This window comes from Dactylosporangium sp. CA-233914 (genome assembly GCF_050942935.1).
Classification (GTDB): Bacteria; Actinomycetota; Actinomycetes; order Mycobacteriales; family Micromonosporaceae; genus Dactylosporangium.
Genome location: NZ_CP192030.1, coordinates 4,211,113 through 4,230,435, shown reverse-complemented (window position 1 = coordinate 4,230,435; position 19,323 = coordinate 4,211,113). Strand labels below are relative to the sequence as shown.

The following is a 19,323-nucleotide window of genomic DNA, read 5'->3' as shown; positions in this document are numbered from 1 at the left end:
AGGCTGCGGGTGCTGTCGGGCGCCGGTGGTGGTCGGATGATCTCTGTGTTCCGCCGTCGGTCCGGGGTCGGCGGGTTTGGGCGTCCGATGGTCTTGGTTGGGTGTCCGCTTTGATGGGTTTCTGGTTGCTGGTTTTCGGTGCTGGGCATGGTGGGTCACCGCCGCCGGAGGCGTCGGTGGTGTGGTGACGCTGACGGGTGGGTGTTAGCCGTAGCCGAAGCGGACGCGTTCGGTGGTGGCCCATGCGCTGAAGAACCGGTCGAGGTTGACGGTGTAGGCGAGCAGGCGCACGACGATGCCGCGGGCCCGGACGAGGATCATGGCGGGGACCCGGATGACGGTGTCGAGGAACCGCTTGAACTCCATGCGGATGAAGGCGTGCCGGTCGTGTTTGTGGTGCATCATCAGGGCGTGCCAGGCTTTGATGTTCCAGGCCAGGGCGGCGATGAGCATGTAGGCCCAGTTGGAGTACAGGTCATCGACGGGGGCGTGCAGTGCGCCGAGGCCGGACTTGAGCTGGCCGTGGATGTTCTCCTGGTCGCAGCGCTCGTTGGCCAACTCGACGATCTGCGCTGGGGGGTGGGTGTCGGCGGGGTAGGTGGTGAAGTAGAAGAAGTAGCGGATCTCGTCGAGCAGGACGGCCTCGCCCTTGGCTCGGCTGATGTTCTTGCGCAGCACCACGACCCGGTAGGCTCGCCGGCATTTCTTGGGTTGGTAGGTGAACTCGGCGACGTCTTCGTGGTTGAGCCTCAGGTTGAGAAACGCGCGCTCGCGGATGACCTGCTGTTTGCGGTTGGGGCGTCGGGCTCGGGTCGTGCCGGTCGTGTTGGGGTGTGCGGTCGGCCGGTGCAGGGGCTGCCACGCCGTGTCGGGCAGGGCCTCGGCCCTGGTGCGTAGGGCGGCGATGTTGTCCGTGCCGAGCACGAAGTCGACTTGCTCGGCCCATCGGTCGAAGTTGGTGGTCAGGGCGAAGTCGGTGTCGCCGCGCACGCAGACCCGTTTCGCGTACGGTGCCACGAGGGTGATCGCGCGGTCGATCCAGCCCACTGCGCCCAGGTGGCTGGGGGCGTTGCCGGGCCGGTTGACCAGGTAGAGCACCTCCCGGGTGTTGGCGAGGGTAACCAGCAGCGGCGCGTAGCCCCAGATCCCCTTGTAGGAGATGTCCATGCCCTGCTTGAGTTGCCCGGTGGTGGGCACGATCGTGCCGTCCACATCCACATACGCCACCTCGCTGAGCAGGTCAGCGCCCCGGCCGGTCCACAACTGCGGCCGTACCGAGTTGATCGCGTCCATCAACGCGACGATGTCGGTCTCGGTGAAGCGGCGCAGGAAGTCACCGACCGTGGTCGGGTCCGGCAGCAGTCTGGCTCCGAGCCCGTTCATCAACGGCACGTCGTTGCGGAGCCGGTCGATGTCCTGCAGCCGGGTACCGCCGGTCAGCACGCTGTAGGCCAGGGTCAGCACATGGTCGGACTCGTGATACGGCAGATGCAGCTTCAACAGCTCAACGCTGGCGTCGATCGCCGAGGCCAGGCCGAGCCGGGTGACGAGGCGGTGCATCGCGAACAACCCACCGTACGGGGTCGCCTCGACGTTGCCACCGATCTCGTAATTGATCTTCTGCGAGGTCAGCATCGGTTGCGGCCGTTCACCCCAATGGCCCGCCTGCCGATGCCGCGCTTCGACCTTGCGCCGTCGGCGGGCCGAGTTCCGCCGGCTCTGCTCATACGTTAGTTTCTTCACCACAAGGGACCTGTCCTGCCGGGCTGCGTTGGAGTCGCAAACCCCGGCAGGATAAGGCCCTTGATCTATTTCCCAGCCGAACCAACGCCCGACACGCTTACTGAAGGTCTAGCGCCGAGTTGGGCGGCCGGAAACGTCGGCTTGCTGCGATCCGCGATAGGAGCGACATGATGACGTACGACGGCTTCAAAGCGCTGGAGATCACGCGCTCGGGCAGCGTGCTCACGGTGACGATGAACCATCCTCCCCTGAACCTGCTCGACGAAATCCTCATTCCGGACCTCAAGCGCTTCGTCCGCACGGTTGCCACCGATGACGGTGTCCGGGTGGTGGTGTTCCAGAGCGCGGTCCCGGACTTCTTCGCCGCGCACGTCGACGTCCGGTACGGTTCGGACCCGGAAGGCTTCGCCGAGCTGAGCAAGGACGATGCCGGCTATGACGGCCTGCTTCCGTTGCAGCACCTCGTCATGAGCATTCGCGCTCTTCCACAGGTGACGATCGCGAAGCTACGTGGATTCCTGCGCGGCGGCGGAAACGAATTCGCGATGGCCGCCGACCTCCGATACGCCGCCGCCGACGAGACCTGGCTCGGCCAGATCGAGGGCCGGTTGGGGATCATCCCCGGTGGCGGGGGCACGCAACTGCTCGCCCGCGCCGTCGGCCGTTCCCGGGCGCTGGAGGCGGTGCTGTCCGCCGACCGCTACGACACCCGCACCGCGGAACTCTACGGCTGGATCACCCGCGCCATCCCCGCAGCCGATCTCGACCGCATCGTGGACGATCTGGCACAGCGAATCGGATCCCGCCTGCCAACCCAGATCCGGGCAGCGAAGGCGGCGATCGACCCCACCACCGGCGCGGAGCGGCTGTATGAAGACCTCCGCGTCGAAGCGTCCGCGCTCGCTCACGTCTATCCGTCGCGGGCGGACGTAGAGGCACGGCTGGCGGCCGCACTCGCCGACGGCATGCAAACGCCGGGCAATGAGAGTGAGTTGGAGGAGTTCCTCGACAGACACTAAACGTGGGGCACGCCTCGATCGCCGCGTCATCGCGCTCCACCGCCCGCCGCGCGGGCCGCTGCCGGCTCCAGCCGAGCCGGTGCCGCAGGATCGTCCTTGTCTGCGGGTCAACCCAACAGGTGGAAGTCCATCACGTTCGCGGGAATCGGGCACTTCCGGTTCAGTGGGGGCCGCCGAAAGGGCCTGGTCACGGGCACCTCGCTGGCGGCCTAACCAATGGCACGCCCAGATCTGTGAGAGCCGGGAGGTGAAGCCCTCCCGGCTACTCGACCTGAGTAATCACCGTCTGTTGTTCGGCGAGCGCGGCGTCCTGGGCGTGCCCCTCCGCGGCGTCACTGCTCCGGCAGCCGGCGGCCGGCGGCGATACGGTCCACCGCCTGCCTGGCCTCGATCAGGCTCGCGCCAGTCTGCTTGCGGTAGGCGCGGACTGCCTCGACCGTCCGCCCGTTCTCCAGGTGTTCGGCCACCTCCGGCTCCTCGGGCGCAGCGATGCCAAGCCGGTCCATCACCAAATCCAGTTTCCGCTGCAGGGCCGCCAGCTGGGTCGCCGCGCTGCGCCGCTCTTGAAACCAGGCCCCGATCGCAGCCGCGACCGACCCGATTGTGGTGATCACAAGCAAAATCGCTTCCCATGAATCCATTGACTCATCCAACCATCCGTGTGCAACCGTGGTGTTCCTTCGAGACTCTGCGCTACGAACCCGCGCAACGTTTCTCACCAATGACGGTCACCGTCTGACGGCGCCGTTCCGCGTGCCGATGACCGGTCGCTGACCGGTGAAGCCGTACAGCGTCGCCCACTGCCGGAATCCCTCCGCGGCCGGCTCCAAGGTACGCCGCGCCGAGACGAGCAGCCCGATGTGCCGGTGCCGCAGAGGCGCCACCGGCACCTCGACGGACCCGGGCAACGGCCCACCATGTCGCGCGGGCAGAACGGCGATGCCGGCACCCGCGGTCGCGAGCCCGCGTACCGTCTCCACCCCCTCGGCGACGAACCCGTATCTCGGCTGGATGCGGGCGCTCGTGAACATCTCGTCGACGCTGCGGCGCAGCGCGATACCCGGGGACAGCCCGACGAACCTCTCGTCACGGCATTCGTTCAGGCGGACGAACTCGTGCCGCGCCAGGCGATTTTCGCTCGGCATGACGACGACGTACTGCTCTTTGAACAGCTCTGAGCGGCGGTGACCTCGGTGACATCATCGAGGGGTCCCAGCCGTACCACGTCCAGCATCGCGGTCCAACTGGTCCGGCCCGGCTCCAGGGCGGCCACGAACGAGTACGGCCACCCCGGGATCAGCTGCGCGGCACCCTTGCCACGGCCGTACACATGACAGAACGAACGCTCCGGCGCGGTTGCCGCGTCCGGCCGCAGCCAGTTACTGACATCAACGCCCAGCACGATGCGGCCCGCACGGTCCAGCGGCAGCGGCAGGCCGGCCAGCTCACGGCGCAAGCGATCGACCTGCACCCGGCCCGCGTTGACCGCGTCATACAACGCGCCATGACCCCGCCGGTGCTCAGCGGTCAGCGACAACCCCACCAGACTGCCCACCGGCCCATCGGTGCACAACACCGGTTGGGTCGGACCGGGGCGCCCTGTCGTGATTGCTCACGGTGGGTTTCCCCGGCCCGCCCGCCGCACCCGACGTGCACGTCTCCCGTCTATCCAGAACTCTTATCCGGGGTTGATGATCTTCAATGGCGCGTTTGTCCTGGTAGAACGCTTACGGATGCGTCCGTAAGCGAACTGTGGAGTCGTGATGTGGTGGCGAGGCCGCGGACCGCGGTGCTGGTCAGGGATCACGATGGGGTGCCGGTCGATGCTTGGGGTGAGGGCTCGACGTGGCGGCGGCCTGCTCGGCGGCGCAGGTCGAGGATCTCGCCGTGGGCGGTTTCGAGGGCCTGCCGTAGCTGGCGGACTTCGTCTCGGTGTTGTTGTTTGAGTGCGGCGAGTTGGGCCGTGAGGGTGCGCACGACGCTGCTCGGTGCGTCGACTGTGGGCGTCGAGGGTGTCGGGGTGTTCTGCTGTTGGGCCCGCAGGTGTTCGACGCGTTGACGGATCGGGGCGTGGCGGTAGAGGAAGTCCAGGGAGACGCCGGCGGTCTGGGCCAGGCCGCGGAAGGTGATCGGCTCGTTGCGGCGGATCATGTCGCGTGTTGCCCGGCGCTGAAGATGCCAACGAGTGGGTCACTCACGATGCCGACGAAGGTTCCGACTATTCGGGTATTCGGGCGCCGGCTCGTCGGTGAGGTGTCGCCGGTCGTCGGCAGGGTGTCGCGCTTGCGATGCGGCTGATGGTCGATGAAGGGCTGTGGCGAGATCGAGCAGGGACGGGCGGGCGAATCTGGCCAGGGTTGGGCACGAGGCCGGCCGGTGTGCTCAGGGGTCGCCAGGGTCGGGGCGAGCAGCCGGCCACAGGTCGCGTTCGTCGCCGCCGAAGCGGCGTACCACGGCTAGAGCCGCCGCGGCGAGCGCCGCGAGTGCGTCGCCCAACCGGGTCGGGCTCGCCCGGGTGGGGGCAGCTCGGGGTGGACGGCGACGACGGTCTGTACGCCGAGCCGTCGCAGCGCCTCGCTGCTGGTGCGGGCGCGGCCAGCAGCGCACGGTCGCGGCCGGCACCGTCAACCGGGTGGCCAGCACGCGATGGCCGTGGCCGCAGGCGGCGCCGAGCAGCGCGGCGCCGATCACGTCAAGGCCGTAGCCGCTGTCTGGCAGCAGTCCGGCCGCCAGCACGACGTGGGTGCCTTGGCAGGAGCGGCAGCGTACTCGGTCCGGGCGCACCTGCCGTACCTGGTCCAGACCGTGGACGGTGCGGTTCCTGGCATGGCCCCACGCCCGCAGCGTCCCGCCGCACGGGCAGCGCAGTACCCCGGCAGTCAGCGCCCCGCCGGGCCGCGGGTGCCGGCAAGAAACGTGTCACCAGCCGCAAACGGCGTTGAGCTTGCGGGTGAACCTGGCCGGTACGGTTCGGGGCTGCGCTGGATCGGTGCGGCGCGCAATGATGTCCGGCCCTGGCCCGATCTCCGCGGCGGTGCTGCTCGTGAGCCAGGTCCGGCGGCTGATCCGGGGCGACGCGCCGTTACGGTCACAGATTGCCGCGGCGTTCCTGCTCGCGTTCGATGGCCTCGAACAGGGCCTTGAAGTTGCCCTTCCCGAAGCCTGCCGAGCCGTGCCGCTCGATCAGCTCGAAGAACACCGTCGGGCGGTCCTGGACCGGCTTGGTGAAGATCTGCAGCAGGTAGCCGTCCTCGTCCCGGTCGACCAGGATCCGGCGCCGGCGCAAGTCCTCGATCGGAACCCGGACGTCGCCGACGCGCGCGCGAAGCTCCGCGTCGTAGTACGAGTCGGGGGTGTCGAGGAACTCGACGCCGGCCGCCGTCATCGCGTCGACGCTCGCGACGATGTCGGGCGTCGCCAGCGCCACGTGCTGGACCCCGGGCCCGCCGTAGAACTGCAGGTACTCGTCGATCTGCGAGCGCTTGCGGGACACGGCCGGCTCGTTGAGCGGGAACTTCACCCGGCGCGTACCGTCGGCGACGACCTTGCTCATCAGCGCCGAATACTCGGTGGCGATGTCGTCACCGACGAACTCGGCCATGTTGGTGAAGCCCATGACACAGCGGTAGAACTCGACCCACTCGTCCATCGCGCCGAGCTCCACGTTGCCGACCACGTGGTCGACGGCCAGGAAGAACTCGCCGGCGGCCGGTGCCTTCAGCGGCGCGCACGCGACGAAGCCCGGCAGGAACGGCCCGGTGTACCGGGAACGGTCGATCAGGGTGTGCCGGGTGTCGCCGTATGCGGCGATCGTGGCCGTGCGCACCGTACCGTGCTCGTCGGTGAGGTCGTGCGGCTCGGCGACCGCCGCGGCACCCCGTTGCGTGGCGTACCCGAAGGCGGCGTCCACGTCCGTCACCTCGATCGCGACGTCCTGGATGCCGTCGCCGTGCTTCGCGTGGTGAGCCGCCCCGTCTGCCTCGGCGTGCACCGCGCCGGCGAGGACGAACCGGGCCGTGCCGCTGACCATCACGTATTCGGCGTAGTCACGGTACCCCTGATGCGGGCCACGCATCGCGACGCAAGTCATGCCGAACGCGGTGCGGTAGTAGTGGGCCGCCTGTACCGCGTTGCCGACGACGAACCGGAGGTGGTCGAGGCCCTCGACCGGGAAGGGATCGTCGGCGGCGCGCTCGACGGCGCCGATGAGGTCGGCGACCGTACGATCGGCGGCGGCGACCACCGGCGTGGCTTCCGGCTTTGTTGCGGCCGGGGCCTCCAGCGTTGTCGCGGCTGGCGGGGCCTGCGTCACCGTCACGGCCGTCGCGGCCTCCGGCGCTCGCGAGGCCTGGGCTCGGGCTCGGGCTCGGCTCGCGAGCCACAGGCGGTGGCCGAACAGTGCCGCGTAAGCGGCCAGGACGACGCTCAGCACGGCGATCGACGTGCCGCCGGCCCCGCGCCGGGCGGCGTCGAGGACCATGCCCAGCATCGCCGCCGCGACGATGAGCGACACGTGGTTGGACGCCCAGAACACGACCGGCGTCATCCGGCGCGGGTCGAGATCGCGCATGGCGCCGCCGCGCAGCTGCACGGCGAGCCACCAGGACAGCGGCGCGGTCGCCGTCATCAGCGCCCAGACCAGCCACGGCACCCAGCCGGCCAGCGCGAAGGCAGTCAGGGCCAGGTAAGCGACGGGCTGCGCGCCGACGATCACGGTCACCGCGCGGCGGTAGCCGAGGATCACCGGCAAGGTGCGCTTGCCGACCAGTTCGTCGGACTGCCGGTCGCCGAGGTTCATCACCATCATCCGGGCCGCCTGCAGCAGCGCGGTCGGGGCCAGCACGGCCAGCAGGAGCGTCGGTACCCGCCCGGTCTGCAGCACCACCGCGACCGCGGGCCACAGGCCGTTGAGGATCGCAGCGACCGTGAACTCCCCCGCCGCCCGGTAGTTAAACCGCAGTGGCGGCGCCGTGTAGAACCAGGCCAGCACGACGGCACCGGTCGCGAGCAGGCGCGTGGGCCAGGTCGGCATGACCGCCACCATCACGATCGACGCGCTCAACAGCACGAACGCGGTGCCGAGCGCCACCAGCGGTGGCACGAGCCCGTCGACCAAGGCCCGGCTGCCGCCGGTCCAAGGCGTGAAGTAGACGTTCGCCCGGTCGGCCTCCAGGTCGAAGTACTCGTTGCAGTAGTGGGTGGTGACGTGGACGGTCCAGGCGAACACCTGGGCGAGCAAGTACCACTTTACGTCTATCGCGTGCCCCTGGTGCACCGCCACGGCCACCCCGAGGCCGACCGGCAGGACGTTGTACAGCAGGAAGCGCAGGCGGGCCAGGCGCACGAAGCCGCGCACGTCGACGCGCGGAGCGATGGACCCGGTCGGTGCGGTGGTCAGGCGGTTTCCCGGTACAACAGTCATCGTGACCCATCTCTTCATAGGCGGACGGTTGCCTGGACCGTACGCCACCGCCGAGGGCCAGCACTGTCGGCGACGTCACTGTTTGCACATTGAACGCTGTCGAGATAATCACGTTAGTGCCAGTGACGTTAATAAATTTGGGTGCGGCTCTCTTGAGGTGACGCGACACGCACGGCCCCGGCGTTGTTCGGGAGCGTCCGGTTTGATCATGGTTTGTTAGATGCCGTAGACGGCGAAGGTGTCGGTGCGGTCGTGCAGGTCGCGGCGGGCGTGGGCGATGTTCGCGCGTCCGGCGAGGCGGAAGGTATTGAGGCTCAGGTTGCGGAAGCTGGCCACGGCCCGTGGGGCGGTACCGGTCCGCAGCTGGGAATCGTCCTCGTGGAAAGTCACGTCCCTGGTCCAATGTAGACGGTTCTCCACGGCCCAGTGCCCCGGGCGTAGGCGTTGAGGTGTTGCGGGCTGGCCTGGTCGGCGCCGACGCTGACGATGCCATGGATGATTTCCTTCGCCAGAAACTCTGGGTGTTCGCGATGCCGCCGGGGAAGCGGCAGCCGATACCGATGATCGCGATGGGGGGCGCGACCCAACGCTGGTCCGTATTCACGGCGCCCTGGCTCCGAGCCAGGTCAGAAGATGCCACTATCCGGAAACCTTCCACTTTCTGACGAACGCCTTCTGAAGATGGGAGACGAAGGACGTGGTACAAGCACGACGAGTGGCGTCTGGATCTGGTTCAGATGCCTGTGACACAGAATCCCGTAAGCTGTGTCACACAGCCGATCGGTGTCGCGGCGCTGTTACGCCTCTGATCACGCCGGCTGGCGCTCGGCCATCATGCGGGCGAGGTCGACGCGCGAGCGGACGCGGAGCTTGTCGAAGATGTGCCGCAGGTGCGTGTTGACGGTGTGCGGGGAAATGTGCAGGCGGTCGGCGATTTCACGGTTCGTTGAGCCGGCGGCGGCCAGTTGGGCGACGCGCAGTTCCGACTCGGTCAGGTCGGGCCAAGGATTCGAGGCGGGCGGTGCCGGGCGGGTCCCGGCGGCGGCGCGGCGCTCACCGCGCCGCCGGAGCAGCGCCCGGACGCGGGCGGCGTCCAGGTCGGCGTCGGCCGTACGGTAGAGCGCGAGCGCGGCGGTCAGGTGGGCGACGGCCTCCGCGCGGGCGGCCGGGGGCAGCAACCGGCCGCAGTCCTCGAGCGCGGCGGCCCGTACGAGCGGCCGGGGGTCGTCCCGATGGCCGGCAACGGCGGTCGCGGCCGACTCCGGGTCGGCGTCCACCAGCCCGACCGCGTGGGCGGCTGACGCCTGCAGGTACGGGAAGTCGGGATGGTCGGCGGCGAGCCGGGTGAGCCGGTCCGCGAGCTCGCGGGCGGTGTCGTGGGCGCCGGCCGCGAGCAGGGCCCGGATCACCGGTATCGCGTCGGCGTGCGACCCCGGTGCCGTCACCGTCGGCAGCCAGGCGTCGAGGTCCTCGGCCGGCGGCGGGCCGGTGTCGGCGATCGCGGCCAGACGGGTGGCGAGCCTGGCGCCGAGCCGGCGGCTGGATGGCAGCGCCGCCTGGAGCAGCTGCTCGGCCACCGCGCGGCTGCGGTCGACGTCGGCCGGTCCGCCGGCGTGGAGTCCGACGTGACCGACGATGTACCGCCCGACGTCGGCGAGGTGACCCGCCGGCGCGGTCAGGTCGAGCAGGCGCTCCGCCTCGGCCCGGGCCTCCGTGAGGCGGCCGGCGTCGAGCAGTGCCCGGGCCCGGATCATCGACCACACCGGTGTGGCCGCGGCCCGGGCCGTCCTTCTGGCCGCCTGGATGCCGGCGTCGGCGAGGCCGAGCGCTTCACCGGGGCGTACCGCCGCCAGGAGCAGCTGCGCCCGCCAGGCGGCCAGCGGCCAGGTCGAGGGCCCGGCCGGGCCGGGGCCGTCCGGGTCACCGGTGACCGCGTCGGCGATCAGGCGCAGCGATCGCCGCCACTCGTGCCGCGTCATAGCCCGCAGCGCTAGCGGTACGAGCGATGCTGTGTATTCTGCGGGACCGCCGGGCGGGTTCCGTGTGGTGCCGATGCGGCGCAGCGGTTCGTCGGCGGCGGCCGGGTCGCCGATGACGAGCCGTGCGCACGCGATGAGCGCCAGGCAGTGGACCTGCTGCGGCGGCGTCACCTCGGCCAGGTGCAGGCAGCGCTCGCCCTGCTCGACGGCTCCGGCGGGATCGGCCGGCAACGACGACCAGGCGATGCGGAGCCGGACCGCAGCCTCAACAGCGGTGCCGGTCAGTTCGCCGCCGGCGTCGGCGAGCAGCGCCCGGGCCTCGTCGGCCCGGCCGTCGTCGACGAGGAGCCCGGCGGTGCGCAGGATGAGTCCGGGCCGGGCCGGGTCGCCGGGTGGGATCAGCTCGATCGCGCGCCGACCGAGGCGGACGGCGGGCCCGGGGAACGCCCGGCCGAGCTCGGCCGCCGCCCGGTCCAGCAGGTCCGCGGCGCCGCCGTCGCCGCTCCGGGCCGCCTCCAGGGCGAGGTCGGCGACCTCGGTCGGCGGTGCCCCGCTGGTCAGCCGGACGGTGAGGGCCTGGTAGCGCAGCGCGGCGAAGACGGCGGCCGGGAGGCTCGCCTCGACCGCCGTGCGGACCAGCTCGTGGCGGAACCCGAGACGTCCGCCGTGCGGCACCAGGAGTCCGGCCGCGGCGGCCTCTTCGATCGCGGCCAGCATCGCCACCGGTGAGCGTCCGGCCATGGTCGCGAGCTCGGTGCCGGTGAACCGGTGGCCCAGCGCAGCGCCCAGGTAGACGGTCAGCCGGGCGTCGGCGGAGAGCCGGCGGAGCTGACCGGCGACCAGGTCGCGGACCCGGTGGGGCAGGCCGGTGTCGACCAGCCGGGCGGTGCCGTCGGCCACGTCGACCATGCCCTGTTCCCGCAGCCCGCGCAGTAGCTCGACCAGGAACAGCGGCTGGGTCTCGGTGCCCGCGAGCGCGGCCGGCAGCTCGTTGCCGGGATCGGCGTCCAGCAGGTCGGCGATGACCGCGGCGGCAGCCCGCAGGTCTAGCGGGTCGGCCTCGACCCGGGTCGCGGCGCCGTTCGCCAGCCGGTCCAGTGCCGCCGCCACCAGTGGCGGGATGTCACCGGTCCGGACAGCGACAAGCCACAGGATACGCTGCCCGGCCAGCCGCTCGGCCAGGGCGACGAGTGCGGCCAGGGTGGCCGGATCGGCCCACTGGACGTCGTCGACGGCGACCAGTACCGGGGCGTCGGCCGCGGTTCGCTCCAGCGCATTCCCGACCGCTGCGGTCAGCTGGGTGAACCAGAATCGTTGTTCGGCCGCAGGTTCGGTCCCGTCAGCGAGCGCGGTCAGCAGCGGGCCGGGTGGCTCCAGGCCGGCGAGGACATCGCAGACCGCGCGGCGGACCAGCACGCCCCGCTGCGCGCCCTGCGCCATGGTCTCGTCCAGCAGGCTCGTCCTGCCCATCCCGGCCGCACCGCTGACGATCACCACGCCGCCCCGCCCGCCGATGAGCGCGTCGAGCCGCTCACGCAGGACCTGCAGCGGCGACTCGCGGCCGCGCAGCACGGTTCGCGTCGCGGCGGCGATCATGGGCGGGGATCACGCATCCGTGCGATGCGGGACGCAGCCGGATCTGGTCTCATGGATGCGGGGTTACGGCGCGCTCAGCTCTTCGGCCGTGCTGTAGCCGAAGTAGTACACCCCGTGGGCCTGCTCGCGCCGGAGGATCTCGCTGAGGAAGCTGCGGTCCTGCGGGGCCGCGGGCACGTAGAGGAGGAATTCGCCGGCCTTCAGGCCGCCGCTGTAGAGACCGAGGATCGCGTCGTCGTAGGTCATCTTCTGGAATCTGCGCTTCAGCCCCGCCAAGAAACCGTGATGCTCGCCGTGCCAGTCCAGGATGCGCAGGCCCCGGTCGCCGTGCATGACCTTGACGCCGGCGAACCGGTCCCCGGCGCCGAGCAGCGCGGTCAGGACGCGGTCGGTCTGCTCACGGCCCGGGAGCAGGGCCATGAGGACGTTGGTCGGGCGCACGACGAAGACGTCGGCGACGTCGAAGGGATCGGCCACGGCCGTCCACCTTTCCGGCGGTCACGGTGCTGCGAATGGACGCGCAGCACACGTCCATCACAACGATCTCGTACGCCGGGGCGGCCGGGCATCGCATGATTGATGCGATTCGTGGTCAGCCGTCACCGGTCGGCGGGGGTGCGAGCAGGCCCAGGGCCCGGGCGCGGTCGACGGTCTCGGCCCGCCGGTGTGTGCCCAGTTTCGCGTAGAGGCGGCGCATGTGGGTTCGGACGGTGTTGAGCGAGATGTGCAGCTCGTCGGCGATCTCGGTCATCGACAGGTGGGTTGGCAGGTAGCGCAGCACCCGCAGCTCGCTGCGGCTGAGTGGCTCGAGCAGCGGCGGCGTGCCGGTCGGCGGGGTGGCCGCGGGGACGTCGAGCAAGCCGAGGATCCGCCGGATCAGGGCCGGCTGGCGGGTCTGGCGGCGCAGCAGGGCCGGTGCGCGGTGCATGAGGAACAGCAGGACGACGTCGGCCTCCGCGGCCAGGTCGAGGGCCCGTTCCATTGCGGCCTGGGCGGCGTCGTTCTCGCCCAGCGCGTCGTGGGCGATGGCGGTGAGCAACGCGGTCCGGATGGTCGAGATCTGGCTGACGATCCGGACCGAGCCGTCGAGCAGGCGCTGTAGCATGTCCAGCGCCGCCCGTGGGTCGTTGCGGGCGAGCCGCAGGTCCGCGGCGGCGAGCAGGAAGTCGCAGCGGTCGTCGTACTCGGCGCTGAGGTCGTTGACGAGCTGCCCGGCCTGGTCGATGTCGCCCTGCCACAGCAGGGTGTGCACGATGTGGGCCTGGTTGGTGAGGGTGAGGGTGTGCGGCGCGGTCATCGCCGCGCTCTGCTGTGCGGCGGCCCGGAACGCGGCGACGGCGCCGTCGGGGCGCCCGTGGGCCAGCTCGACCAGTCCACGCACGAAGTAGATCCACACTGCGGTGGCTGGTTCCGCTTCCGGCTGCAGCGTCCGCATCGCCTGCCGCAGCCACGGCTCGGCGTCGTCGGGCCGCAGCTGCCAGGCCAGGACCGCCGCCGGGACGCCGCTGGCCCGGGCGACGCCCGGGTCGTCGAGCCAGCCGTGTTGCCGGGCCAGCTCGACCGCCTGCCGGCTGTCGTCGGCCCCCCGGGTCATTGACCAGACGGCGTGCCCGATGGCCTGGTGGGTCAGGCCGCTGAACGCCAGGTACGGCCGGCCGATCCCGTGCGCCTGGGCGATGCCGAGGTCCAGGTGCAGCTCCGCGTCCGCCAGTCGGCCGGTGCGCTGTTCGGTGATGCCGAGGCTGATGAGGGCCAGGCCCAGCAGGTCGCGGCCGCGGCCGCGCTGCGGATCGTCGGGCGCCTCGCTGCGGGCCCGCAGCCGCTCGACCTCACCGGCCACCGCGGACAGTTCGCCGCGCTCGGCACCCACCAGCATCCGGACCACGCCGGGCAGGACGGTGCTCTGTCCGTTGCCGGTGCCCGCCGCCAGGTCCAGATAGTGCTCGGCGACCTCCAGCGAGCCCCGGGTCAGCTGGTCGGCCGCGGCCACCGCGGCGAGTTCGGGGTCGCCGGTGATGACCGGCGCCGGGAAGGCGCGGAGCAGGGTGTGCACCAGGGCGGCCTGGCCGTTGAGGTGGAAGCCGGGCCAGTGCTCGGCGAGCAGGCCGGCCGCGAGGTCCCAGTCCTGCGCGGCCTGGGCGTGCTGGATCGCGTCCACCGGATGGCCGTGCCCGGCGAACCAGCGTGCGGCTGCCCCGTGCAGCGCGGCGACGTCGTCGGCGTCGCTGCGGCGTAGCTCGTAGCGCAGCAGGTCGGTGAAGAGCCGGTGGTAGCGGTACCAGGTGCGCTGCGCGTCGGTGGCCAGCACGAACGCGCCGGCCGTCTCCAGCTCCCGCAGGATCCGCTCGCCACCGGTACCGCCGCTGAGCAGGTCCGCGAGGGGCCCGTTGACCCGGTCGAGGACGGACGTGCGCAGCAGCAGCCGCCGGACCTCGGCGCGCTGCCGGTGCAAGACCTCGGCGAACAGGTACTCGGCAATCGTCCGCTCGCTGCCGGAGAATTCGGCCGCGAACCGCTCCGCGTCGCTCCGGCCGGTCATGGACAGTGTCGCCAGCCGCAGCCCGGCCGCCCAGCCCTCGGTCCGTTCGTGCAGGGCGGCCAGGGCCGGGGCGGACAGCGCCACCCCGGCGGCTTCGAGCAGGTCGCGTGCCTCGTCGCGGGAGAACCGCAGGTCGTCCGCGCGGATCTCGGTGAGCTCACCGGCCAGGCGCAGCCGGTGCAGGCCCAGCTGTGGATCGGACCGGGTCGCGAACACGAACCGCATCCGCGGCGCTGAGCGCAGGACCAGCAGCTCGAGCTGGGCCCGGGCCTCCGCCGCTTGCAGCTGGTGCAGGTCGTCGACGACCAGCAGGAGCGGCTCGCCGAGCGGCGCGAGATCCTGCAGCAGCCGCTCGGTCAGGGCCCAGCCGTCCAGCCCGGGCGCCGCGGTGACGCCACGGATCAGCGCGGAACCGGGTCGGGTGGCCCGCAGCGCGTCGGCCACCGCGAGCCAGAACCGCTGGGCGTCGTACTCCTCGTCGTCCAGCGCCACCCAGCCGGCCCAGCCGGGCCGGTCGGCCGGCCCGGTCGCGGCGAGCCACGAACGCAGCAGGACGGTCTTGCCGCTACCGGCCGGCGCGGACACGATGGCGACGCGGCCCGCGCCGGCCAGCCGGGCGAAGAGGCCGCGGCGGGGCACGGCACCGCCAACCGCGCTGATCATTCACCCACACTAGTGGCGGGCTCGGGGTACTGGGGCAGCGGCCACTGCCCGCCGCGGTCTTCCCGGGCGAACCGGGCGACGAGTTCGGGCAGGCGCAGGAAGCTGCCGGCCGCGCCCATCGTCCGCAGCGCCCCGGCCCCGAGCCGGGTGCGTGGGAAGCCGACCCGCAGGATGCGTGGATTGACCTCGGCCTGGACCCGCTCGACGAACGGCCGCAGGGTGGATTCATAGGCGGCGAGGGCTGCGGTCAGGTCGCCGGGGTTGCGGTTGATCTCACCGGCCAGCACGTAGGCGCCAGCCAGCGCGGCGGAGGTGCCCATGCCGCTGTACGGCGACGGGCAGTATCCGGCGTCGCCGACCAGCACGACGCGGCCGGTGGACCAGGTGTCGATGCGGACCTGCAGGACCTCCTGGGAGTAGAAGAAGCCGGACGTCGCCATGCCGGCCAGGAACCGCTCGGTCTGCCAGCCGGCGTCGCGGAACCGGCCAGCCCAGAACTGCTGCTGCTCCTCGACCGGCTGTCGGTGGATCGCGGACGCTTCTGCGGACTGCTCCCACAGTGCGAAGTACACCTGGGTCTCGGCCGCGTTGTGGCTGCGCCTCATGATCATCCGGCCGCCCGGTGCGCTGTACGTCTCGCGCATGTCGCTGTCGCGTTCGGTGCGCGGGATGAACCAGTACGCCATGTGGATGCCCACCGGCCGGTACGGCTCGGCGGCGCCGGCCGGCAGCATGCCGCGGCGGATCCGGGATCCCTGGCCGTCTGCGCCGATCAGGAGGTCGAAGTCCTCGGCGGTACCGTCGGAAAAGTACGCCGTGACGCGCTGCCCGTCCTGGGCGAAGCGTCCGACGCCGTTGCCGTAGATGAAGTCCGCCCGGTCGTCCACCGCATCGTGCAGGATGCGCACGAGATCGCCGCGCATGATCTCGAACTCGGAGGTCAGGGTCTGCCGGCCCTGGCCCGAGGTGTTCGCCATGATCGTGCCCCACCGCCGGCCGCGGCTGTCGACGAACGCGACGCCCGGCTCGTGCACGCGGTTGCTGCGCACGGCGTCGAGCAGGCCCATCCGCTCGATCGCCGTGATGCCCTGCCCGCGCAGATCGATCTGGGCGCCGGTGGCCCGCAGCTCCGCTGCACGTTCGGCCACGACCACCCGGTGGCCACCCCGGGCCAGCCAGTACGCCGCGGCCTGGCCGGCGATGCCGCCACCGGAGATGAGGATCTTGAGAGGAGGCGCGTCGGCGCCTGATGCGATGCCCATAACCCCAACCTTTCAGTGATAGGTTTTTGATGATTACCTATCATCGATAAGCTGTCAAGGTGGCGAAGTTGACCCGCGAGACCGTCGTCAGCGAGGCGCTCGACCTGCTGGACGAGGTCGGCCTGGACGCTGTGAGCACACGCCGCCTGGCGAAGCGCCTGGGCGTCGAGCAGCCGTCGCTCTACTGGCATTTTCACAACAAGGAAGCCCTGCTGAGCGCGATGGCCGAGGCCGCCATGGCGCCCCACCACACCGCGCCCATGCCGGCGCCGTCCGACGACTGGCGCGACTGGTTCATCGAGAATTCCCGCAGCTTCCGCCGGACCCTGCTGATGCGCCGGGAGGGCGCCCGGCTGCACGCCGGCTCCAACCCCCGCGGCGTCGGACTCTCGCGGGCCGTCGAGAAGCTGCGGTTCCTGGTCACCGCGGGGCTGCCCGAACGGGACGCGCAGATGGCCATGCTGGCCGCCAGCCACTTCACGGTCGGCAGCGTCCTGGAGGAGCAGGCCGCCGACCGTGACGCGACCGCCGACGGGGACGACCCGCCCTTCGACCACGAGGAGGCCTTCGACGCCGGCCTGGCCCTGATCGTCGACGGTCTGGCCGCCCGCCGGCGCTCGGAACGCCCCACGCGAACGGCGGGGCGGCAGCCTTGACCGTCTGCGGCACGAGGCTCGTCTCGATCGCCCGGATCGCCGGCAGCCCGGCGACGAGCGTGGTCAGGTAGGCGTAGAACGTCTCGGCATCGGGCGTGGCCACGCTCGCGTGGACGTTGTGCGGACCGCTGGCCGCCGCGGCGAACGCCACCTGCGGATGGCCGGCCAGCGCCGCCCCGACCTGCTGCAGCGCGACCGGCGCGACGGTCAGCCAGTGCAGGGTCTGCAGGCCCAGCCGCAGCCAAGCCCGGTCGGTGTCGACGTCGAAGAACAGTGGTCCCGCGGTGTGCAGTTCGGCACGGCCGTCATCGCGCAGGACGGCCAGGAGCCGGTGGTCGATCTCGTCGAGGACCATTGGCCCGGCCGGAGCCGGAGCCGGTTCGGCATCCGGCAGGCGTAGGAGGGCCACCTCCCCGGCGGTCACGGCCGTCAACTTCTGCAGCACACCGCCACTGCGCCCGCAGTACACGTGCAGGAGGCAGTAAGCCTGGACGTCGAGGATCCGGGCGCTGCGCGGCAGAGTCCCGAGCAGCTCACCGGCCGGTGTCGGCGCATCGGTGACGCAGACCAGTTCTGTACCGCCGGAGGTACGGCTGATCCACGACGTGTCGGGGCGGCGGCCGAGCGCGGCGGCCGCCTGACCGGCCGAGTCGGGGCGTGCAGCGGATAGGCACGACCCACTGCAGCCGGCCTTCCGCCGGGAGTCGTGCAGGCCGCGCACGCGCAGGGAGGCGGTGGGCCGCAGCCGAGCGTACCGGCGGGCCACCGTCTGGTCGGAGACGCCGACGGCCGCGGCCAGCCGGGCGAACGGCACCCGCGCGTCGAGTTGCAGCGCGTGGAGGATTTCAGGTCGAGATCGTCGTACAAGTCGGCTTCCGACATGCCGCGCCGTCGGCACGTTGGATTCGCACACTACTTCGGCGCAGGGTGGGAAGCGGACGGACCTCGGCCTCCGCGCCCCAATGCTCGAGATCAACTTCACCGACGACCTCGGCCCGGCCCTCGCGGGCCGCCGGCTCGCCCTCGCCTGGACCCCGGAGCCTGAGCGGGCCACCATCTCGTGGACCACCGAGCATGACCGGGGTGCCGTCTCGGTCCGCTGGGACGGCGCCGACCCGGACGAGGACCAGTGCCGCGTCGCCCGAGCGCTCGGCCGGCCGGGTATTCCTGGCCGGTGACGCCGCGCACGTCACCCCGCCGACCGGCGGGTTCGGCGCCAGCACCGGCTTCCAGGACTCATGGAACCTCGCCGCGAAACTGGTCTCCGTCCTGCGCGGCGACGCCGGCCCGGGGCTGCTCGACCATTTCGAGCCGGAACGCCGCCCGGTGGGCTCGATGACGGTACGGCAGGCCGTCCTGCGCATGCGCAGACGACCGCCAGCCAGCAGAGCGAGGCCGCGGTCGCCCTCGGCTACCGGTACCACTTCCCCGGTGGGGACGCCGCACTGCCGGAGATCGCCGACCCGGCGTATTGGCGCGGCGAACCCGGCACGCAGGTCCCGCACTGGTGGCTGCCCGACGGGCGGTCCACCCCCGACCTCCCGGACGGGGGCCGGCACCACCTCCTCGCCGGGCCCGCCGCCGCGTTCCTCGGCTTCACCGTGCTGCCCGCGGCCGTCGACGATCCCGGTACGGGGAGCCACGGCGCGCCGCTGATCCGCCCCGATCAGGTGGTCGCCTGGCGCACCACCGATACGGCCCCGGAGCCGGCACTCACGGCGCTGCAACATCACTCGTTCGTGTGATGCGCAACGCGATCGGCGCCCGACGAGTGCCGGGCAGCGGGCTCGGACGAGTGATGCGCCGACTCGCGGCGACACGATTCCCTTGGATGGTCATCTTCAACTCCCGCGGCCGGCGGCCGGAACGAGACTGGGATTCCACATGAAGCACACCGGGCGCACGACTCTCGACGTACCGATCGACCGGGTCGACCTGAGCGAATGGCTCTTCACCCTTTCCGACGCCGAATACCAGGCCGCGGCCCCGACCGCCCACCGCGCGGCAGGCACGTTCGTCCAGAACGGCGTGCGCGGCTCGGTCAACGTCGAGGTCATCGGCGGCCACCTCATCATCCAGCACTACCGCGAGGTCACCGCCACGCCGACGCACGTGGAGATGTTCTCCACCCGCAGCCGCGTCTACCTGTTCCACCTCGTCCCGGCCCACATCCAGGTCCGCTGGACGATGTCCGCCGCCGACCAGACGGCGGGAACGTCGGAGTTCCGCTGCACCGTCGAGCTCATCATGAACCCGCTGCTGCGGTTCCTGGGCGCCATGTCCGGCCTCAGCCCGGCGATCCGCCGGCACACCCGGATCGAGACCCAGGGGTTCGCCGACGACATCGTCCGCAAGGCGAAGGCGGCCGCGAAGCACACCGCGCCCTGAACGACGTCACCGCGACCACGGTGGTGCCGATCGCCGGAGCCGGCCCGACCCGGGCC

The 19,323-nt window shown here is 71.2% G+C and carries 16 protein-coding genes and 5 pseudogenes; 6 read left to right on the top strand and 15 right to left on the bottom strand.

The genetic code is table 11. The annotated features are described in order from the left end of the window. Positions 1-204: 204 nt before the first annotated feature. Positions 205-1,743, bottom strand: coding sequence for an IS1380 family transposase (locus ACQPY0_RS19235; protein WP_432990683.1), 1,539 nt, complete (start codon positions 1,741-1,743; stop codon positions 205-207). A gap of 167 nt (positions 1,744-1,910) precedes the next feature. On the opposite strand from ACQPY0_RS19235, the gene ACQPY0_RS19230 reads away from it, so the two are divergent. Further along, positions 1,911-2,762: an enoyl-CoA hydratase/isomerase family protein gene (locus ACQPY0_RS19230; RefSeq protein ID WP_432990681.1), complete on the top strand. Its 852-nt coding sequence runs from the start codon at positions 1,911-1,913 to the stop codon at positions 2,760-2,762. Positions 2,763-2,805: 43 nt separating this feature from the next. Here the strand turns inward: ACQPY0_RS19230 and ACQPY0_RS19225 are convergent. The 13 genes and pseudogenes from ACQPY0_RS19225 to ACQPY0_RS19165 all read right to left on the bottom strand — a co-directional run. Beyond that, positions 2,806-2,850: pseudogene (locus ACQPY0_RS19225) on the bottom strand (hypothetical protein); the annotation flags it as partial. A gap of 244 nt (positions 2,851-3,094) precedes the next feature. Beyond that, positions 3,095-3,403 (bottom strand): hypothetical protein, encoded by a 309-nt coding sequence (locus ACQPY0_RS19220; RefSeq protein WP_432990679.1) that lies wholly within the window; start codon positions 3,401-3,403, stop codon positions 3,095-3,097. A gap of 87 nt (positions 3,404-3,490) precedes the next feature. Continuing rightward, positions 3,491-3,907, bottom strand: coding sequence for a LysR substrate-binding domain-containing protein (locus tag ACQPY0_RS19215; RefSeq protein ID WP_432990677.1), 417 nt, complete (start codon positions 3,905-3,907; stop codon positions 3,491-3,493). 29 nt (positions 3,908-3,936) lie between these two features. Next, a pseudogene (locus ACQPY0_RS19210) lies at positions 3,937-4,347 on the bottom strand (transposase); the annotation flags it as partial. Between the two features lie 218 nt (positions 4,348-4,565). Further along, positions 4,566-4,913, bottom strand: coding sequence for a DUF6262 family protein (locus ACQPY0_RS19205; protein ID WP_432990675.1), 348 nt, complete (start codon positions 4,911-4,913; stop codon positions 4,566-4,568). Between the two features lie 231 nt (positions 4,914-5,144). Next, positions 5,145-5,546: a hypothetical protein gene (locus ACQPY0_RS19200; RefSeq protein ID WP_432990673.1), complete on the bottom strand. Its 402-nt coding sequence runs from the start codon at positions 5,544-5,546 to the stop codon at positions 5,145-5,147. Positions 5,547-5,850: 304 nt separating this feature from the next. Further along, positions 5,851-7,005 (bottom strand): 4-hydroxyphenylpyruvate dioxygenase, encoded by a 1,155-nt coding sequence (hppD, locus tag ACQPY0_RS19195; protein ID WP_432995297.1) that lies wholly within the window; start codon positions 7,003-7,005, stop codon positions 5,851-5,853. Positions 7,006-7,404: 399 nt separating this feature from the next. After that, positions 7,405-8,184 (bottom strand): annotated as a pseudogene (locus ACQPY0_RS19190) (prenyltransferase); the annotation flags it as partial. 216 nt (positions 8,185-8,400) lie between these two features. Beyond that, positions 8,401-8,574: a hypothetical protein gene (locus ACQPY0_RS19185; protein ID WP_432990671.1), complete on the bottom strand. Its 174-nt coding sequence runs from the start codon at positions 8,572-8,574 to the stop codon at positions 8,401-8,403. A gap of 419 nt (positions 8,575-8,993) precedes the next feature. Continuing rightward, positions 8,994-11,759, bottom strand: coding sequence for an ATP-binding protein (locus ACQPY0_RS19180; protein ID WP_432990669.1), 2,766 nt, complete (start codon positions 11,757-11,759; stop codon positions 8,994-8,996). Positions 11,760-11,822: 63 nt separating this feature from the next. Next, positions 11,823-12,236 (bottom strand): hypothetical protein, encoded by a 414-nt coding sequence (locus ACQPY0_RS19175; protein WP_432990667.1) that lies wholly within the window; start codon positions 12,234-12,236, stop codon positions 11,823-11,825. A gap of 115 nt (positions 12,237-12,351) precedes the next feature. Further along, the gene (locus ACQPY0_RS19170; RefSeq protein ID WP_432990665.1) at positions 12,352-14,961 is read right to left on the bottom strand and encodes a LuxR C-terminal-related transcriptional regulator; all 2,610 of its coding nucleotides are present in this window, start codon (positions 14,959-14,961) and stop codon (positions 12,352-12,354) included. After that, positions 14,958-16,223, bottom strand: coding sequence for an FAD-dependent monooxygenase (locus ACQPY0_RS19165; protein WP_432990663.1), 1,266 nt, complete (start codon positions 16,221-16,223; stop codon positions 14,958-14,960). Before ACQPY0_RS19165 ends, ACQPY0_RS19170 begins: the two co-directional genes overlap by 4 nt. A gap of 59 nt (positions 16,224-16,282) precedes the next feature. Here ACQPY0_RS19165 and ACQPY0_RS19160 point away from each other — a divergent pair, with 59 nt between their 5' ends. Then, positions 16,283-16,879, top strand: coding sequence for a TetR/AcrR family transcriptional regulator C-terminal domain-containing protein (locus ACQPY0_RS19160; RefSeq protein ID WP_432990661.1), 597 nt, complete (start codon positions 16,283-16,285; stop codon positions 16,877-16,879). Between the two features lie 70 nt (positions 16,880-16,949). Here ACQPY0_RS19160 and ACQPY0_RS19155 read toward each other — a convergent pair. Beyond that, positions 16,950-17,936 (bottom strand): annotated as a pseudogene (locus tag ACQPY0_RS19155) (AsnC family transcriptional regulator); the annotation flags it as partial. Between ACQPY0_RS19155 and ACQPY0_RS19150 the strand changes: the two are divergent. The 4 genes and pseudogenes from ACQPY0_RS19150 (at position 17,842) to ACQPY0_RS19135 (ending at position 19,267) form a co-directional block, all read left to right on the top strand. Further along, on the top strand, positions 17,842-18,057 hold the full coding sequence (locus tag ACQPY0_RS19150; RefSeq protein ID WP_432995950.1) for a hypothetical protein: 216 nt from the start codon (positions 17,842-17,844) through the stop codon (positions 18,055-18,057). The pseudogene ACQPY0_RS19155 and the gene ACQPY0_RS19150 overlap by 95 nt on opposite strands. Continuing rightward, positions 17,954-18,169, top strand: a pseudogene (locus ACQPY0_RS19145) (FAD-dependent monooxygenase); the annotation flags it as partial. The gene ACQPY0_RS19150 and the pseudogene ACQPY0_RS19145, both read left to right, overlap by 104 nt. Then, positions 18,118-18,624, top strand: a complete 507-nt coding sequence (locus ACQPY0_RS19140) for a hypothetical protein (RefSeq protein WP_432990659.1) — start codon at positions 18,118-18,120, stop codon at positions 18,622-18,624. The pseudogene ACQPY0_RS19145 and the gene ACQPY0_RS19140, both read left to right, overlap by 52 nt. A 139-nt stretch (positions 18,625-18,763) precedes the next feature. Continuing rightward, entirely contained in the window at positions 18,764-19,267 is a 504-nt protein-coding gene (locus ACQPY0_RS19135) for a hypothetical protein (RefSeq protein WP_432995948.1), read from the top strand. The last annotated feature ends 56 nt before the right edge of the window (positions 19,268-19,323 follow it).

What these genes read in the sequence shown, in the direction of transcription:
- ACQPY0_RS19220 (WP_432990679.1), bottom strand. Translation starts at nt 3,403, where the DNA reads ATGGATTCATGGGAAGCGATTTTGCTTGTGATCACCACAATCGGGTCG.
- ACQPY0_RS19180 (WP_432990669.1), bottom strand. Translation starts at nt 11,759, where the DNA reads ATGATCGCCGCCGCGACGCGAACCGTGCTGCGCGGCCGCGAGTCGCCG.
- ACQPY0_RS19165 (WP_432990663.1), bottom strand. Translation starts at nt 16,223, where the DNA reads ATGGGCATCGCATCAGGCGCCGACGCGCCTCCTCTCAAGATCCTCATC.
- ACQPY0_RS19135 (WP_432995948.1), top strand. Translation starts at nt 18,764, where the DNA reads ATGAAGCACACCGGGCGCACGACTCTCGACGTACCGATCGACCGGGTC.
- ACQPY0_RS19215 (WP_432990677.1), bottom strand. Translation starts at nt 3,907, where the DNA reads ATGCCGAGCGAAAATCGCCTGGCGCGGCACGAGTTCGTCCGCCTGAAC.
- ACQPY0_RS19230 (WP_432990681.1), top strand. Translation starts at nt 1,911, where the DNA reads ATGATGACGTACGACGGCTTCAAAGCGCTGGAGATCACGCGCTCGGGC.
- ACQPY0_RS19140 (WP_432990659.1), top strand. Translation starts at nt 18,118, where the DNA reads ATGGAACCTCGCCGCGAAACTGGTCTCCGTCCTGCGCGGCGACGCCGG.
- ACQPY0_RS19205 (WP_432990675.1), bottom strand. Translation starts at nt 4,913, where the DNA reads ATGATCCGCCGCAACGAGCCGATCACCTTCCGCGGCCTGGCCCAGACC.
- ACQPY0_RS19170 (WP_432990665.1), bottom strand. Translation starts at nt 14,961, where the DNA reads ATGATCAGCGCGGTTGGCGGTGCCGTGCCCCGCCGCGGCCTCTTCGCC.
- ACQPY0_RS19150 (WP_432995950.1), top strand. Translation starts at nt 17,842, where the DNA reads ATGCTCGAGATCAACTTCACCGACGACCTCGGCCCGGCCCTCGCGGGC.